Raw genomic sequence first — 16,899 nt, 5'->3', positions numbered from 1 at the left:
GACCTCGGCGGGTGCGGCGAGCGTCACACCGCTTCGAACAACGCCCGCAGTCGGCGGGCGATCCGCGCGACGTCCGGCTCGTGCCCGGCGGCCACATCGATGACCAGCGCGTACGCGGCCTCCTGGTCCGCGTCGCCCAGGTCGGTCCCGTTCACGGCGAGGAAAGTCGCCGCGGCGAGCCAGGCGGTGCGCTTGTTCCCGTCGACCAGCGGGTGGTTCGTCGCGATGCCGTGCAGCAACGCGGCGGCCTGCTCGTACGGGTCCTCGTAGGCCGGAGTCCCGAACATGCGGGCGCGGGGCCGGTGCACCGCCGACTCCAGCAGCCCGGGGGCGCGCAGTTCGACGGGCTGGTCCTGGGCCAGGCAGGCGTGCCGGGCCAGGTCGAGGACCTCGGCGAGCGTGAGGTGCCGCACCGGGGCGGCGGCGCTCATTCGCCGAGCCGCTTCAGCAGGGGCGCGTGCCGCAGCGCGAGCCGCAGCGCCTCGGCCCCGACCCGGTCCCGCTCGGCCCGCAGCCGCGCCCGTACGGCGTCCAGCGCCAGCTCCTCGGGCGTTCGGCCGGTGGCGTCGGCCAGGTCGGCGCATTCCGCGCGCTCGGCGTCGGACAGCCGGATGATCAGCTCGTTCATGACGGGAACGGTAGCGACGCGGTCGGCGGTGACGCAGCCCTTTTCCGCGGCGGCCGAACGCCCCGGCGCTCCCGCGTCCGCCCCGCCGCTCACACGCCGGCACTCACGCGTCGGCGGGCTCCAGCCGGGTCGCGACCCAGGCGCCCACCAGCGCCACGCAGGCCATCGGCAGGAACACCACGGCGAACGCGGCCGGGTGCGAGGCCGACGCCCCGTCCGTCAGGGCGTGGGAGGCCCCGACGGCGCCGCCGCCCAGCGCGGCGAAGGCGGCGCCCCCGCCGGCCAGCAGCACCACGTTCGCCAGCGCGTCGGAGATCTGCAGCGCGGCCGAGTTGGACCCCGCCTCCTCCGGCGCCGACAGCTGGAGCAGCAGCACGCTCGTGGAACCGATCACCAGGCCCATGCCCAGGCAGCCCACCGCCCAGGCCACCGCCAGCGTCCACACCGGCACCGACTCGATCAGCACGGCGGGCGCCGCGGCGATGGCCAGCGCCACCATCACCATCCCGCCCACCATCAGCCGTTCCCGGTACGGCGCCATCCGCCCCTTGGACTGCACCCACGAGCCGCCCGCCCAGGTGAGCCCGCCCAGCGCGAGCGAGAACCCGGCCAGTGTCGGGCTCAGCCCCCGCTGGGTGACCAGCATCAGCGGCACGAAGCTCTCCGCCGCGATGAACGACCCGGCGGCCACCCCGCGCAGCAGCACCACGGACGGCAGCCCGCGCCGCGCCCGGTAGGTCCCGCGCGGCAGCAGCCCCAGCACGGCGGGCACCAGCAGGGCCGCGCCGGCGATGCCCGGCACGAGCGAGAGCCACCGCAGGTCCTGGGCGGCGTACTGGAGCAGCCCCGCCCCCACCGAGATGCCGAGGGCCAGCCGGATCCGCCGCCGGTCGAAGGCCACGGGCGGGGCGTCGGGGTCGACGGGCCCGGACGCGGTCCGCCGTATCGCGGGCAGCGCCACCACGAGCGGGACCACGACCAGCGCCGGTATCCCGAGGAACACCCACCGCCACCCGAGGTGCTCGGTGACCGTCCCCGAAGCCAGCGGCCCGACGATGGAGGGGACCACCCAGCTCGCGGCGAAAGCGGCCATGATCGCGGGCCGCAGCCGCTCCTCGTAGGCCCGGCTGACGACGACGTACAGCGCGACGATGACCAGCCCGCCCCCGAAGCCCTGCACGGCCCGGCCGAGCACGAACACCCACATGACGCCGGCGGTCCCGGAGACCACGAGCCCGGAGGCGAAGGCGGCGATCCCGACGGTCAGGGGCCGCAGCGGCCCCTGCCGGTCGGCCCACTGGCCGGCCAGGACCATGCCGAAGAGGCTGGTGGTGAAGTAGGCGGAGAAGGCGAAGGCGTAGAGCCCGACCCCGTCCAGCTCGCGGGCGGCGACGGGCATGGCCGTACCGACCGCGGTGGCCTCGAAGGCGATGAGGAAGACGACGGAGATGATCCCGATGCTGAGCGTCCGGTACGCGGGCCCCAGAACCCCGCCCCCGGGCAGGGGCGGGGGCGGTGCGGTTCGCTGGGGCACACGGGGTTCAAGGGCGCTCATCGCCCCAGAGTAAGGTGCGTAGCCCCAGAGTGACCCTGTCAATTCGACGGATCCCGCCCTCGGCCGCGAGACCTAGGTCCGCCCGACTGTGAACGCGGCATGGCAGTCGCATTGCACGCCCCGGCAAACCCTTTCCCGCCCCCACGGCCCCCCGTACGGTCGTGCACATCACCACCTCACAGCCGTGTGCCCGAGTGGTTGAGGGACTCGCCTGCAAAGCGAGTTACGCCGGTTCGATTCCGGTCACGGCTTCGCGGCGGGCCGCTCAGGGGAAGGCGCACCCCTGAGCGGCCTTCGCCTTTTCCGGGTCCAGCTCGAAGGAGCCTGAGGTCCTCTCACAGGTCGGCCCGGCGGCGGCACCCTTGTTCCCCACCTTGCCGTTCTTCACGGCATCAATGGGCTCGGTACTCACCTTGTCCAACGCCGGCCGGTGGAATCCCCGCCCGACCGGCTGGCCTGTCGCCGTGGCGAGCAGTCCGCTCCGGGGTCGGCGGGGGCCTGATCGAGCCGCACGGTGACGCTGGCGGCGGCCGGGGCGCGAGCCGCCGACCGTTCCTCGTCGAACGACATCGCGTGAACCCCCGGATTTTCAGTGGGTCAACGATTGCGGCGTACGACGACCACGGTCACGGCTCCACCGATCAGCACGCAGGCCCCGAGCCCGAGCGCGATCCAGGGAAGCGAGCTGCCGCTCTTCTTCTCCTCGGCCTGGGCGGCCGGCTTGGACGCCGCAGAGTCGGGCGCCTTGCCGTCCGGAGAGCCGGAGGGAGTCTTGCCGCCGGCTGCGGCCGCGAGGTCGGGCAGCGGGTAGACATCGGCCGGCCCGGGGTCCCCGGGCGTCTGCAGCGCAGCGCGGGGCCGGACAATTCCGTGGCCGACGTAGTCGTTGCGCCCGGAGCCGTCGGCGGGCTTGCCGGCGGTGTTCAGAAGGACCCGGAGGACCTGGTTGTTGGTCCAGTCGGGGTGGGCAGACCAGAGGAGGGCGGCGGAGGCGGAGGTGAGGGCAGTCGCATCACTGGTGCCGTGGGTCTTGCACAGCCCCGACTTGCCCTTGCAGGCCGAAACGATGTCGATGCCCGGTGCCGCCAGATCGATCTGTGGTCCGTGCTGCGACTCCTTGGTCGGCTCGCCTTGGGCATCGACTGCGGCTACACCGACTACTCCGGGCGTCGCGGCCGGGTATTCAATGAGGTTGGTCGAATCCCCAGTGTTGCCAGCAGCTGCAAAGATCAGCTTGCCCTTTGAAATGGCGTACTTCACCGCCTCGGCGCGCGCTCGATCCTCCTCCGGCTTCGCAGCGATTCCTTGGGAAATATTGATGACCTTGGCTTCAGAGTCTGCAGCGAACCTGATCGCCGCGACCAGATTAGGGGTCGACGCGTCCTCGAACTGGTCGGGCACTCTGATCGGGAGGATCTTGACGCCGGGAGCAAGACCGTACGAACCGTCACCGCTTGGGTGCTTTCCAGTAGCGCCGATCATTGCGGCCATGCTGGTGCCGTGGCCCAGGTAGTCGTTGTCTCGTCCAACCTCCGCGTCAGCAACTGGGAAGGCCTTGCCGGGAAGGACTTGACTTTCAAGCTCCGGGATCTGGTTGACACCCGTATCGATCACCGCGACGGTGATCCCCTTGCCGTTGGCGATCTTCCAAATCTCGTCGGCCTTCATGGCGTCGAGATGCCATTGCTGCGCTCGGATGGTCTCTGCGTGGGCCGGGGTCGCGGCAACCCCGGCCAGCAGGAGGCCCACCAGGGCCGAGGTCGCCTTACGCATGCGCATCCCGTGCAATGTCCGTTCTGCTCAGTCGATCACAGGCGGGGCAACACGACGGTTGCCCTGCCAGGTCTCTTCGTCCTCGGTCAGGTAGTCGGGGCGTTCGCCACCCTGGTCGTTCCGCCGCTTGCCTGGAGTCTGCGTGCCTGCGCCGGCGTGGCCCATGGGGCCCGCGCCGTTCCGCACGAGGCCCGAGCCGCCCTGGGTGAACGGCTGACCGCCGGCGATCGGGCGACCGACCGCACCGGTCTGACGCCCTCCGAGCACGCCACCCGGCTCTGTCGCCAGTCGCCGGCCAGCCTGGAAGCCTCCCTGGCTGCTGCCGTGACCGCCGCCGGCACCGTGTCCCATCCCGCCGCCGCCCATGGGACGGCCGGTCTGAGCGCCCTCGCCGATGACGGTGCCGCGCGGGATGCCCGAGCTGGGTCCGGTGGAGGTCACGGGACGGCCGCCCGTGATTCCGCTGTCACGCGGAAGCAGGCCGGGCGTACCGCCTACCTTGCCACCTGGGGCAACACCAGGACCGGTCAGACCCGGGTACGGGCCGATACCGGAACCGGTACCGACAAGGCCGGGCCCCTTCAATCCGCCAACCGGCGGGAAAGCCACCGGCGGAGCAATGGGTCCAGGGGTGGGCCCAACGGGACCCGTGGGGAGCTGACCACCGGGCGTGGTCGTCACCGGGGGCGCGGTGCGGTCCGGAAGCGTCGCGACGCTGTCCAGGTCCACATTCACCTCGCGGTCCGGGACCACCGGCATGGACGTCGGCGGCAGCGTACTGTCCGGCTTCGTCTGGGGCCCGATCACCGAACCCGTCTCGTTCGACGATCCGTTGCCACCCAGTGAGCCGGACGATCCGTACGCAGAGCCCCCCGAGTAGCTCTCCTGCGCAGAGCTTCCACTGGGGCGGGCCATGTCTTCACTGCCACCGTGGTCAAGCGGCACGAACACTGCCGGCGGCGGCGGGAACGTCGGGATCGTCGCCTTGCCCATTTCCGCGGACGACTGCTCGTACGACCCGGACAGCTTGTTCATCGCGTCCACGGCCCGCGCGTGGTCGCCGCTCAGCTTCGACCACGCCTCCTGCCCGAGCTGCACCGCATCCGGGTCGTTGTGGTACTCGCGGGACGTCGCGAGGTTCTCCTTGAGGGTCGCCTCCGCCGACGCGCTGTACTTGGGCATGTCGCCCGTACCGCTCTTCGGCTTGACCTCGCGCATGACCTGGGCCGTCTGCGTCATGTACTTGCCGCCCGCGGCGCTGTACTCGGCCAGGACCAGCGTGGCGCTTCCCGCCTGGTTCACCCAGTTCTGGAAGGCCGTCGCCGCCTCGCCCTCCCAGCCCTTGACCTTGTGGTCCTTGAGCTTGTTGCCGATCTCCTCGATCACCTTGGCAGCCTCGGTGAGCTGCGTGCCCCGGGCGCTGACCACCTCGTCGTCGAGCGCGGCAATCATCGCGTAGAGCTGTGCATGCGTGTAGCTCTCGAAATCACTCATCCGTAGGAGGCCCCCTTCTTCCCCTGAGGCTCGGGCTGTGAGCCCCCAGCCGCCTTCACCGCGTACGGGTCACGCTTCTCCACGTACTGATCGTGAGCCTGCTTGGCCAGAGCGGCCATGCGCCGCTTCGTCTCCTCGTCCACCCCGCTGTAGCCCTTGCCCGCGGACTGGACGGCGATGCCCAGAGCCTCGATCTGCACCGCCAGGCCCTTCGACAGCTTCTGCAGCTCCGAGTGGACCGTGTTGTACGCCGAGTTGAGTTTGTCGGCCGCGGGGAAGCCCGTGCCCAGGACTCCCGCCGGTATCGTGCCGTCGGCCAGCTTCCCGTGGTGCGCCGGGGATTCCTGAAGCTTCGTCAGGAGGCCGTCCACCAGGTTCTTGTAGTCCTTCAGATCGTCGTACTGGATCCGCAGCGCCGCCGCAGCCGCGCTTACGGCCGCGCCCGCGAGCGCGCCCATCGGACCCGCCAGCCCCAGCGCGAGGCTCGCTCCCGCCAGGCCTGCCCCGTCGTCCTCTGCCACGTTGGCCTCCCCGTCATCCCCGGGGTCGCAGCGCTCGCGCCGCTCCCCGTCCCCGTTCGCACCCGCGTGCACACGTACACGCGCACCCGTACCGATCACTCTAGCGACCGGCACGGACAGCCCCAAGTCCGGGGTTGCACGTGCAATGTGGGTCACACGGTCACGAGTTGGGCGCACCCACCGCCGCGGAGGGCCTGATCGGCAGGCGGTTCACCGGGCGACCCGTGGCCGCGCGGACCGCGGAGGCCACCGCAGCCGGGGTTGTCACCACGGGGACCGCGCTCGCCGCCTTCGCGCCGAAGGGAGCCACCACGTCGCGCTCCTCGACCAGTTTGACGATGCGGACCGCCGGGGCGTCCAGCGCCGTCGGCAGGGCGTAGCCCGTCAGGTCCGGGTGGCGGACCAGGCCGGCGACCGTGCGGAGGTTCTCCGTCAGGGCCGCTCCCACGCCCTGGGTGACGCCCGCCTCGATCCGGGCCTCCAGCTGACGGGGGTTCAGGACGCGGCCCACGTCCTGGGCGACGGCGAGTTCCACGACCCGTACCGAGCCCAGCTCGACGTCCACGTCCACCACCGCGCGGATCGCGCAGAAGGCGAGGCCCACGAAGGCGTCGCCCTGGCCGTCCGCGTCCAGGGGTTCCGTCGGGTGGGGGCGGCACTGGGCCGTCGCCCAGAGCTCCTTGCCCGCCATGGCCTCGGCGACCGTGGTGGAGAAGGCTCCGTCGTACGAGGTGATCCGGCCGTCCTGGATCTGCAGGAGTTCCGTGGACATGCCCAGCTTGTGGGCCATCGGCTGGAGGAGCTGGGTGCGGACCATCTTGGCCGCGCGCTCCACCGCACCCCCGGACACCCAGGTGTGGCGGCCGTGCGCCGACGGACCGGCCGGCGGCTGGTCGGTGTCGACCGGGGCCGTGATGACCTCGTCGACGCCCAGGACCTCCTGGACGATCTGGCGGGCCAGCGTGGCGAAGCCCTGGCCGGTGTCGACGGCCGCGCAGATGACCGTGGCCGAGCCGTTGACCACCTTCACCGTGGCCGTGGAGACCTCGTCCGTGCCCTCCGCGCCGAGCATGTGGACCATGCCGACGCCGTAGCCGACCCCGCGGCGCACCGCGCCGGGCTCGCCCGCGCCCTCCGGGCCGCCCGGCAGCAGCCACTCGTCCTCGGGGGCGTCCTTCGGCAGGGCGGGCAGTTCGAAGTCCCGGACGGCGCGCAGCAGTTCCGCCACCGGAGCCGGGCAGGTCACCGTCTGGCCGGTCGGCAGGAGATCGCCCGTGGCCAGGACGTTGCGCAGGCGCAGTTCCGCGCCGTCGAGGCCGAGGGCGGCCGCGAGCTTGTCCATCTGGCCCTCGTACGCGGCGCACACCTGCATGGCGCCCTCACCGCGGACGTGGCCCGACGGCGGGTTGTTGGTGCGGACCACCCAGCCTTCCACGAAGGCGTGCGGGACGACGTACGGGCCGCAGGCGAAGGCCACCGCCGCGGCCAGGGATTCCGCGGAGGCGTCGGCGTACGCGCCCGCGTCCATCAGGATCTGCGCCTCGACCTTGACCAGTCGGCCCTCGGCGTCCGCGTGGTGGCGGTAGCGCAGCAGGGTCGGGTGCCGGTGGGTGTGGCCGAGGAAGGACTCCTCGCGGGTGGCGACCAGCTTGACCGGGCAGCCGGTGCGCAGGGCGAGCAGGCCGAGCGGGAGCTGGAAGGCGGCGTCCTCGCGGTCCGCCGTTGCACCCGGCACGCCGGTGACGACGACGCGCACGCGGTCCGGATCCAGTCCGAAGCAGGCGGCGGCCAGGTCGCGGTCGCTGTGCGGGTCGGTGGAGGCGGTGTAGAGCTCCACGCCGCCGTCGGGGCGCGGCACGGCCAGTCCGGCCTCGGCGCCGATGGGGGCGGGGTCCTGGCGGCCGATCCGGTACAGGCCCTCGACGACCACCTCGCCGGTGACCTCCGGGTCGCCGTAGCGGAGCGGGATGTGCCGGATCAGGTTGCCGTCGGGGTGCAGGGCGGGGGCGCCGAAGGACTGCTCGGGGTCGGTGACCGGGTCGAGGAGTTCGTACTCGACGGCGATCGCGGCCGCGGCGAGCCTCGCCGTGTCCGGGTGGTCGGCGGCGACGGCGGCGATGGGCTCGCCGTGGTGGCGTACGACGTCGTGCGCGAACACCGGCCGGTCTGCGATGCGGCGCCCGTGCGTGGTGGCGCCGGGCACGTCGGCGTGGGTGACGACGGCGCGGACGCCGGGCATCGCGGCGGCGGCCGTGGTGTCGATGGACAGGATCCGGGCGTGGGCGTGCGGGGAGCGCAGCACGGCGGCCCACAGGAGGCCCTCGGCCCACAGGTCGGCGGCGTAGGGGAAGGTGCCCTCGGTCTTGGCGCGGGTGTCCGCGGCCGGGACCGAGGCGCCGATTCCGCGAGGCTCCTGCTGCTCGGAGGCCTCGGGATCGGTGGCGGCCATTGCCGTCACCGTCGTGTTCAGCGCCGTCGTCGCGGTCGCCGCGTCCTGCCCGCTCACGCCGTGCCTCCGTGGTGGATGCCGCCCTCGCCGGGCGCTGCCTGGTGCGGGATGCGCGGCTCCGGTGCACCCGGGCCGGCGCCCGGGCCCGCGCCCGAAGCCGGGGCCCCGGGCTCCGCGGCCGCCGCCTCGCGCTCGGCCACGACCTCGCGCACGGCGTCGACGACCCCCGCGTAGCCGGAGCAGCGGCAGAGGTTGCCGCACAGGGCCTGCCGGGTCTCCAGCTCGCTGGGGGCGTGGTTGCCCTCCAGCAGGTCGTGGATCGTCATGGCCATGCCGGGCACGCAGAACCCGCACTGCACCGCGCCCGACCTGCACAACGCCTGCTGGACGTCCGAGAGTTCCCCGTTCGTGGCGAGACCTTCGACGGTACGGACCTCACTGCCGGCGGCCGTCGCCGCGGGCACCAGGCAGGAGGCGACGAGCCGGCCGTCGACCTGCACGGCGCAGGCGCCGCACTCGCCCTGCGAGCAGCCGTCCTTGGCGCCGGCGAGGCCGAGGCGCTCGCGCAGCACGTACAGCAGGGACTCGCCGATCCAGGCGCCGGTGACGGGCCGGTCGGCGCCGTTGACGCGCAGGACGTAGGAGGCCGACGGGTGCTCGTGATGGGCGACGGCCCCGGCGGTCGCTTCTTCTTCGTACGTCGCCACCTCGGCCGGGACACCTTCGGCGGTGCCCTCGTCCGGGAGTCCGTCCTCGCTGTCGGCGGTGCCCGCGCTCGGCATGCGGTCGGCCGGGGGCTCCTGCTCGGCCGCCCCGTCCCCGGTCCCGGGGTCGGGGTCGGACTCCGCAGCGGCGGACTCCCCCGCGTAGGCAGCCTCGTGCGCGACCTCGTGGGCGACCCGGTGCGCCTCCGTGGGCCCGGGCTCCGGCACGTGGCCGAAGGCGCTGAAGCCGCGCCCGTCGGTGCTCCCGGTGCCGTCGGTGCTCCCGGTGCCGTCGGGCTGCGCGGACTCGGCAGCCGGCGCCTGCTCCTGCGCGCGCACTCCGCCGAAGATGTCCAGGCCGCCTGAGGCCACCGGCTTCTGCTCGGTGGCGGCGACGGCCGCGACGGCCGCGGCGGCCTGCTCGGCGTAACCGGCCGCCTCCGTGTAGCCGGCGTACTCGCCCTGCCCCGCGTGGTCTGCGTGGTCCACGTGCCCCGCGTGGTCCGCGTGCTCCGCGTGGTCGGCGGCCCTGGCGTCCTCGGCCGGCTCCCCCGCCGGGCCGTGCGCGGCCTCGATGTCGTGCGGGGCCTGGTGCACCGGCTCGCCCTCGGGCAGCGGGGTACCCACCCCCGGTCCGCCCAGCACCCGCGGCCCGCGCCCGGCGGCGCCCACTCCGGGCCCGCCGAGCAGCCGCCCGGCGGCGTGCGCGGTCGCGGCTGCGGCGGCCGAAGCGGCGGCGGCCTCGTCCGTGCCGGGCAGCACACCGGCGCCCGCACCGGCCGCCGTGCCCGCACCGGCGCCCGCGTGCGGGTCCCCGGCGGGCTGCTGCGTCAGGTAGGCCCACGGCGCCGGGGCGCCGCCCGGCAGCGTCGCCGGGGCCTGGCTCCAGTCGGCGTCCAGCGCGCCCGGCCGGAAGTCGTTCTGCGGTTCGGGATATTCGTTGTACTCGGGCACGGCCCATTGGCCGGTCGTCGAAGCGGCCGCCTCGGGGTCGTGCGCCGCCTCCGGGAACCGCCACTCGGCCGTCGCACTGGGATCGGACACCGGCTGCTCCGGCTCCGCCTCGGCGAAGGCCGCCGCGACCGACGCCGGGATCGGGACCGACGCCGGGATCGGCCCGCCCACCGACCCGGACCCCGTCCCCTGGCCGTGGCCCGCACCGGAACCGTGGCCCGCACCGGGATCCTGGCCCGGACCGGACGCGCGCCCCGCATCCGCCTGCCCCGAGCCGCCCGCCTCCGGCCACTGCACCGGAATCGTCCACGTGCCCGTGGCCGCCGGATCCGTACTGCCCGAGCCGAGCGGCACGATCATCGGCGGCGGCACGTAGCCGTGCCCGGGCGCCGCGAGCGGCTCCCCGGTGCCGAGCGCGTCCAGCATGTCCTGCGGCAGTTTCACGAAGGCCGTGGCGTCCGAGTCGTACTCGCCGCCCTGCGGGACCGGTTCCCAGCCCCAGCCCGTCGTGCCGTTCCCCTGGGTCACGTTCTCGTTCTCGTTCTCGCTCATGAGGTCAGCGCCCTCCCGAGGGCCCTGCGTGCCAGCACGGCCACCGTCCGCCGCAGATGCAGTACTCCGGGAGCCACCGGTTCGCCCTGGTCGGGCACGCAGGCGGCCGCGACGTACTCGCCGAAGGCCTCCAGCGCCTCGGGGGCCAGGCTCCGCCCGCCGTCCCAGTCGATCAGTGAGGCCACCCACTGCTCGGCCTCCAGCGGCCGCAGCGGCATCGGGGCGACGGCGCCGATCGCGCAGCGCACGCCCCGGCGCGCGGGGTCCAGGACGAGCCCCACGGAAGCCACCGCACGCCCCGGCCCGGTACGGCCCGTGGCCTTCAGGAACACCTGCGGCGCGTGCAGCAGCGGCACCCGCACGAAGCCGATCAGCTCACCGGGCCGCAGCATCTCCCGCCCGGCCAGCAGGTACGACACCGGGATCTCCCGCTGCCCGCCCGGGCCGACGATGACGAGTACGGCCTCCAGCGCGGCCAGCACGGGCAGTGCGTCACCCGTGGGCGCGGCGGTGGCGATGTTGCCGCCGAGGGTGCCGGCGTTGCGGATCTGCGGGGGGCCGGCGGCGCGGGCCGCGGCCGCGAGCGCGGGGATCAGAGCGGCGAAATCCGGCCGCCCCATCCGCGCGTGCGTGAGTCCCGCGCCGAGCAGCGCGTGGCCGTCCTGGTACTGCCAGCCGCGGATCTCGTTGATCCGGCCCAGGCCCACCAGGGCGGCGGGCCGCAGCAGCCCTGCGTTGACGGCGGCCATCAGGTCGGTGCCGCCCGCGACCGGCACGGCGGCGGGCATGGCGGTGAGCGCCGCCACGGCCTCGTCGAGCGAGGCCGGCAGCGTCACGGACTGCCCCGCCTGCGGGCCCTGCGGCCCCTGAGGTGAATCCAGTGCGTGCGGTGCGTGCGTGGTCAACCCAGCTGCCCCTTCCCGATGTCCCGGTCCCGGCGCTCACGCCTGTCCGCCGTACGGTACGTGCTCACCGCCGGGACGTGGCAACTCTGGCACATGTTCCGGGCCGCCCGGCGCGAGGGTCCGCCCACCGCACCCGCCGCCGGGCGCGGTGCCCCGTACGGGGTGCAGGGCCCCGTCGCACGGCCTTCGACAGCCCTCCTCCCCGATTGCCCGATTTTCCCTGTATAGCCGGAAATTGGGGCAGAGTTCCGCTCCCGTTCCCTTTCGGTTCCGGTGCGCGCCGTCACCCCCTTGTCACACGTTCGGGGGCGTGCCCTCGATCGGGCGCCCCGCCACTCCGGGCCGCCGCTGCCGCGGCAACGGCCCGCCAGGCGGCCGATAATCGACCCCCTGAGCGGCCAACCGCGCGTAGTGCGCGGCCATCCGCCCCTCGAACCACGCGAAGTCGCGCTCCTCGGGCGCTGGCTGCCACGACCACACCACCTCGGCGAAGGCCACCAGCCGCGGAAACACCTGGTAGTCGACGCGGTCCCGGTTCTCCATCACCTCGGTCCAGACGTTGGCCTGCGCACCCAGCACGTGGGCGGCGGCCTCCGTGGACAGCTTCGGCGGCACCGGCTCGAAGCGGTAGACGTCCTCCAGCGTGCGCACGTACCCGATGGGCATCGGCTCGTCCACGCCGTCCGCCTGCCGGTGATCCAGGTACACCTGCTGCTCGGGACACATGACCACGTCGTGCCCGGCCTCGGCGGCGGCGATCCCGCCCGCGCAGCCGCGCCACGAGGAGACCGCGGCGCCGTCCGCGAGCCCGCCCTCCAGGATCTCGTCCCACCCGATCAGCCGCCGCCCGCGTGCGGCGAGCCAGCCGTCGAAGTGCCGGACGAACCAGGCCTGCAGGCCCTCCTCCCCGTCCACGCCCAGTTCGCGGATCCGTTCCTGGGCGACCGCGGAGGCCTTCCACTGCACTTTGGGGCATTCGTCCCCACCCACGTGGACGAAGGGCGAGACCTCGACGGGGAAGAGCTCCAGCACCTCCTCGAAGACGCCTTCGTAGAACCGCAGCACGGCCTCGGTCGGCGCGAGCACGTTCTCGGTGATCCCCCAGTCGTCCCACACCCCCAGCGCGGCGGTGTCGACCACGTCGGTGTTCCCCAGCTCCGGGTACGCGGCGATCGCGGCCTGCGAATGCCCCGGTACGTCGATCTCCGGGACCACCCGGACGTGCCGCTCGGCGGCGTACGCCACGATCTCGCGGATGTCGTCCTGGGTGTAGAAGCCGCCGTGCGGGGTCTCGTTCCACAGCGGCGAGGCCCGGTGGCCCCAGCGGCTGCGCGGCCGCCAGCCGCCGACCTCGGTCAGCCGCGGGTACCGCTCGATCTCGATCCGCCAGCCCTGGTCGTCGGTCAGGTGCAGGTGCAGGACGTTCAGCTTGTGGGCGGCGAGCAGGTCGATGTAGCGCAGCACCCCGTCCTTGGGCATGAAGTGCCGGGCCACGTCCAGCATCATCCCGCGCCAGCCGAACCGCGGGCCGTCCACGACGGAGGCGTACGGCAGGCTCCACGTGCGGCCGGGCAGCGGCGCCCTGCGGTACGCGTCGGGCCCCAGCAGCTGACGCAGCGTCTGGGCGCCCCAGAACAGCCCGGCGGCCGTCGCGCCCGCCAGCTCCGCCCCGTCCGGGCCGATGTCGATGCGGTACGACTCCGGCCCCCGGCCGTCCGCGAGGTCCGGGTCGACGCGCAGCCGCAGCTGCGCGACCGCGCCGGCCCCGGCACCGGTACCTGCACCGACCCCGGGCAGTTCCCAGCCGGTGGCCGCCCCCAGCTCCCGCCGCAGCCAGCGGGCGACGGAACCGGTGCCCGGCCCGGCATCGAGGACCGGCTCGGGCCCGAACACGAAGCGGCGCCCGTCCTCGTCGAGGAGTACGGCCCGGGGTGCGGGGATCAGATCCATGCGTCAGCCCTTCACGACCACGTGTTGCGTCCTGCGCAACGCTCGTTCCGCAGGGCGCTCGTGGCGCCGACCCTAACGCGGCGTGCGGGCACGGCAAAGACCCCCGGACGCGCTGTGGCGCGTGCGGGGGTCTCGGTCCTGCGGAAACCTGCGGAACAGGGAGGCCGGGGGTCGGACTACTTGTCCTTGCCGCCCTTGTCCTTGTCCCCACCGGGGCCCATGGACTCGTAGATCTCCTTGCACATGGGGCAGACCGGGTACTTCTTGGGGTCCCGGCCCGGTACCCAGACCTTGCCGCAGAGCGCGACGACGGGGGTCCCGTCGAGGGCGCTCGCCATGATCTTGTCCTTCTGGACGTAGTGGGCGAAGCGCTCGTGGTCGCCGTCACCGTGCGACACCTGCGGCGTCGGCTCTACGAGGGTCCCCGTGCCAGTCCCGCGCTCGGGCTCAAGAGTGCTCATGGAACCCAGGGTACTTAACCCCGCGCCCGTCAGTTGAGCGACGGGTCGTCCGGATAGGTGGCGACCATCGCGAGGTCGCTGCGCTGGCGGCGCAGCACCGCCCGCCAGAGCCGCTCCGGGTCGGGGAAGGACACGTCCCCGGGCTCCGACTCGACCACGTACCAGGCGCCCTCGCCGACCTCCGCCTCCAGCTGTCCCGGGCCCCAGCCGGAGTAGCCCGCGAAGATCCGCAAGGCCCCCAGTGCCGCGGCCAGCAGCTCCGGCGGCGCCTCCAGGTCGACCAGGCCGATCGCCCCGTACACCCGGCGCCAGCCCAGCGGACCCTCCTCGCCGGGGATGACCGCCAGGCCCAGGGCCGAGTCCAGCGCCACGGGCCCGCCCTGGAAGACCACACCGGGGTCACCCGCCAGGGGCGCCCAGGGCAACAGGACGTCGCCGACGCCCACGGGCGTCGGCCGGTTGAGGACCACGCCGAGGGAGCCCTGCTCGTCGTGGTCGAGCAGCAGCACCACCGCGCGGTCGAAATTCGGGTCCGCGAGGGCTGGGGTGGCCACGAGCAACCGCCCTGTGAGGGAGGACACCTCGGTCATGCCGCCATGATCCCGCACATCGGCCGATTACGGGGAGCGGGCGCGGAGATCGGATCGCCCGCAGCTCAGGGCGCACGGCAGCAGCGAGGAGCGCGCACGGACGGAGTAGGCGGAACGCAACACTCCGCCATGCGGTGGATACGGAGGGTGTTGTGCCGAATTCATGACAGTCCTACGGCCACGTCGGCCTTACGAACAAGGGGGTGGTGACCCTTACCCTTTTCCCTGGCCCCCTGCCCACCCCTCTCCGGAACGCGAGATTCATGACCGGCATCAGTGACGATGTACTGCTTGTCCACGGCGGTACCCCGCTCGAGGGCGAGATCCGTGTCCGTGGTGCGAAGAACCTCGTGCCCAAGGCCATGGTCGCCGCTCTGCTCGGCAGTGGACCCAGCCGGCTGCGCAACGTTCCCGACATCCGTGACGTGCGCGTCGTCCGCGGGCTGCTCCAGCTGCACGGGGTGACGGTCCGTCCCGGCGAGGAGCCGGGCGAACTCGTCCTCGACCCCACCCACGTCGAGAGCGCGAACGTCGCCGACATCGACGCCCACGCGGGCTCCTCGCGGATCCCGATCCTTTTCTGCGGGCCCCTGCTGCACCGGCTCGGCCACGCCTTCATCCCGGGTCTGGGCGGCTGCGACATCGGCGGCCGGCCGATCGACTTCCACTTCGACGTGCTCCGCCAGTTCGGCGCGACCATCGAGAAGCGCGAGGGCGGCCAGTACCTGGAAGCCCCGCAGCGCCTGCGCGGCTGCAAGATCCGCCTCCCCTACCCGTCGGTCGGCTCGACCGAGCAGGTGCTGCTGACGGCCGTCCTGGCCGAGGGCGTCACCGAGCTCAGCAACGCCGCGGTGGAGCCGGAGATCGAGGACCTCATCTGCGTCCTGCAGAAGATGGGCGCGATCATCTCCGTCGACACCGACCGGACCATCCGGATCACCGGTGTCGACCGCCTCGGCGGCTACAACCACAAGGCCCTCCCGGACCGCCTGGAGGCCGCCTCCTGGGCGTCCGCGGCCCTCGCCACCGGCGGCAACATCTACGTGCGCGGCGCCCAGCAGCGCTCAATGATGACCTTCCTGAACACCTTCCGCCGCGTCGGCGGGGCGTTCGAGATCGACGACGACGGCATCCGCTTCTGGCACCCGGGCGGCCCGCTCAAGGCCATCGCGCTGGAGACGGACGTCCACCCCGGCTTCCAGACCGACTGGCAGCAGCCGCTGGTCGTGGCCCTGACGCAGGCCTCCGGCCTGTCGATCGTCCACGAGACGGTCTACGAGTCCCGGCTCGGCTTCACCTCGGCGCTCAACCAGATGGGTGCTCACATCCAGCTGTACCGCGAGTGCCTGGGCGGCTCGGCCTGCCGCTTCGGCCAGCGCAACTTCCTGCACTCGGCGGTCGTCTCCGGCCCCACCAAGCTGCAGGGCGCCGACCTGGTCATCCCCGACCTGCGCGGCGGGTTCTCGTACCTGATCGCGGCGCTGGCCGCCGAGGGCACCTCGCGCGTCCACGGCATCGACCTGATCAACCGCGGCTACGAGAACTTCATGGAGAAGCTCGTGGAACTCGGCGCGAAGGTCGAGCTCCCGGGCGGCAACCTCGTCTGAGCCGTACCGAGACGACGTACGAGCCGCACCGCGCGGGTCGCGTACGCAGCAGCCCCCCGGGCCCCGCACAGGGCCCGGGGGGCTTTCTCGTGGCCTCCGGCGGCCGGGTGGGGCATTCCACCGGCATACCGGGGCCCCACCAAGGGCCCTGACGGGGCCTCACAGGGCCTGCCGGGCGGGCCCGGGCACCTGGGCCGGACCCCGGCCGGCGCGGCTCCCCCGGCCCGCGTCCCGTCCGCCCGCGTCCGTCCGGTTCCGTCCCCGCCCGCGTCCGCGCCCGCGCCCGCGTCCGCGTCCGCGTCCGTCCGGTTCCGTCCCCGTCCGGCCGGCCCGTCAGTCCGGTCCGTCCTGCGGTCCGCCCGGCCCCGGACAGGCCGAAGGGCGGCCACCCCGCCCGGGGGTGACCGCCCATCGTCGTTCTGCGTACTACTGCCGTTCCAAAGGCCTGTGCGGCCCTCGGCGCCGGGGCAGGACTTACTTGCCCTTGGCGGCTTCCTTGAGCTTGGAGCCCGCGGAGACCTTCACGCTGTAGCCGGCCGGGATCTGGATGGGGTCGCCGGTCTGCGGGTTGCGCGCGGTGCGAGCGGCACGGTGGGTGCGCTCGAAGGTCAGGAAGCCGGGGATGGTGACCTTCTCGTCGCCCTTGGCGACAATCTCGCCGACGGTCTCGGCGAGCGCGGCCAGAACGGCGTCGGCGTCCTTGCGGGTCACCTCGGCGCGCTCGGACAGAGCGGCCACCAGCTCACTGCGGTTCAT

14 protein-coding genes and 1 tRNA gene are annotated in these 16,899 nt (G+C 73.3%); 2 read left to right on the top strand and 13 right to left on the bottom strand.

Going from position 1 to position 16,899, the window contains the following annotated elements; all coding sequences use genetic code 11:
• Positions 1-23: 23 nt before the first annotated feature.
• The 3 genes from IE257_RS32335 to IE257_RS32325 all read right to left on the bottom strand — a co-directional run bounded on the left by IE257_RS32335 (position 24) and on the right by IE257_RS32325 (position 2,183).
• Entirely contained in the window at positions 24-431 is a 408-nt protein-coding gene (locus IE257_RS32335) for a type II toxin-antitoxin system death-on-curing family toxin (protein WP_189973399.1), read from the bottom strand.
• The gene (locus IE257_RS32330; protein WP_189973398.1) at positions 428-628 is read right to left on the bottom strand and encodes a hypothetical protein; all 201 of its coding nucleotides are present in this window, start codon (positions 626-628) and stop codon (positions 428-430) included. Before IE257_RS32330 ends, IE257_RS32335 begins: the two co-directional genes overlap by 4 nt.
• Positions 629-731: 103 nt before the next feature.
• The gene (locus IE257_RS32325; RefSeq protein WP_189973397.1) at positions 732-2,183 is read right to left on the bottom strand and encodes an MFS transporter; all 1,452 of its coding nucleotides are present in this window, start codon (positions 2,181-2,183) and stop codon (positions 732-734) included.
• Between the two features lie 180 nt (positions 2,184-2,363).
• Between IE257_RS32325 and IE257_RS32320 the strand changes: the two genes are divergently transcribed.
• Positions 2,364-2,435: transfer RNA gene (locus tag IE257_RS32320), tRNA-Cys, on the top strand.
• Positions 2,436-2,780: 345 nt separating this feature from the next.
• On the opposite strand, the gene mycP is transcribed toward IE257_RS32320, so the two are convergent.
• The 9 genes from mycP to IE257_RS32275 form a co-directional block, all read right to left on the bottom strand.
• Positions 2,781-3,962: a type VII secretion-associated serine protease mycosin gene (mycP, locus tag IE257_RS32315; RefSeq protein ID WP_229920780.1), complete on the bottom strand. Its 1,182-nt coding sequence runs from the start codon at positions 3,960-3,962 to the stop codon at positions 2,781-2,783.
• Between the two features lie 21 nt (positions 3,963-3,983).
• A complete protein-coding gene (locus tag IE257_RS32310; protein WP_229920779.1) occupies positions 3,984-5,450 on the bottom strand; it encodes a WXG100 family type VII secretion target in 1,467 nt (488 codons plus the stop codon).
• The gene (locus IE257_RS32305; RefSeq protein ID WP_189973394.1) at positions 5,447-5,971 is read right to left on the bottom strand and encodes a DUF2563 family protein; all 525 of its coding nucleotides are present in this window, start codon (positions 5,969-5,971) and stop codon (positions 5,447-5,449) included. Before IE257_RS32305 ends, IE257_RS32310 begins: the two co-directional genes overlap by 4 nt.
• A 160-nt stretch (positions 5,972-6,131) precedes the next feature.
• The gene (locus IE257_RS32300; protein ID WP_189973482.1) at positions 6,132-8,420 is read right to left on the bottom strand and encodes a xanthine dehydrogenase family protein molybdopterin-binding subunit; all 2,289 of its coding nucleotides are present in this window, start codon (positions 8,418-8,420) and stop codon (positions 6,132-6,134) included.
• 53 nt (positions 8,421-8,473) lie between these two features.
• Positions 8,474-10,630, bottom strand: coding sequence for a (2Fe-2S)-binding protein (locus IE257_RS39030; protein WP_268251448.1), 2,157 nt, complete (start codon positions 10,628-10,630; stop codon positions 8,474-8,476).
• A complete protein-coding gene (locus tag IE257_RS32290; protein WP_372453108.1) occupies positions 10,627-11,535 on the bottom strand; it encodes an FAD binding domain-containing protein in 909 nt (302 codons plus the stop codon). Before IE257_RS32290 ends, IE257_RS39030 begins: the two co-directional genes overlap by 4 nt.
• 294 nt (positions 11,536-11,829) lie before the next feature.
• Positions 11,830-13,485, bottom strand: a complete 1,656-nt coding sequence (locus IE257_RS32285) for a beta-N-acetylhexosaminidase (RefSeq protein WP_189973393.1) — start codon at positions 13,483-13,485, stop codon at positions 11,830-11,832.
• Between the two features lie 176 nt (positions 13,486-13,661).
• Positions 13,662-13,946, bottom strand: a complete 285-nt coding sequence (locus tag IE257_RS32280) for a DUF3039 domain-containing protein (protein ID WP_030010729.1) — start codon at positions 13,944-13,946, stop codon at positions 13,662-13,664.
• Between the two features lie 29 nt (positions 13,947-13,975).
• On the bottom strand, positions 13,976-14,536 hold the full coding sequence (locus tag IE257_RS32275; protein ID WP_189973392.1) for a YqgE/AlgH family protein: 561 nt from the start codon (positions 14,534-14,536) through the stop codon (positions 13,976-13,978).
• Between the two features lie 263 nt (positions 14,537-14,799).
• On the opposite strand from IE257_RS32275, the gene murA reads away from it, so the two are divergent.
• The gene (murA, locus tag IE257_RS32270; RefSeq protein WP_189973391.1) at positions 14,800-16,143 is read left to right on the top strand and encodes a UDP-N-acetylglucosamine 1-carboxyvinyltransferase; all 1,344 of its coding nucleotides are present in this window, start codon (positions 14,800-14,802) and stop codon (positions 16,141-16,143) included.
• 474 nt (positions 16,144-16,617) lie between these two features.
• Here the strand turns inward: murA and IE257_RS32265 are convergent, their stop codons facing one another.
• Positions 16,618-16,899: an HU family DNA-binding protein gene (locus IE257_RS32265; RefSeq protein ID WP_007264399.1), complete on the bottom strand. Its 282-nt coding sequence runs from the start codon at positions 16,897-16,899 to the stop codon at positions 16,618-16,620.

Origin of the sequence: Streptomyces avidinii, assembly GCF_014650695.1 — a bacterium.
In the GTDB taxonomy this organism is placed as follows: Bacteria; Actinomycetota; Actinomycetes; order Streptomycetales; family Streptomycetaceae; genus Streptomyces; species Streptomyces avidinii.
Note: the sequence above shows the minus strand (reverse complement) of the source record. Positions and strands in the feature narration are given on the sequence as shown.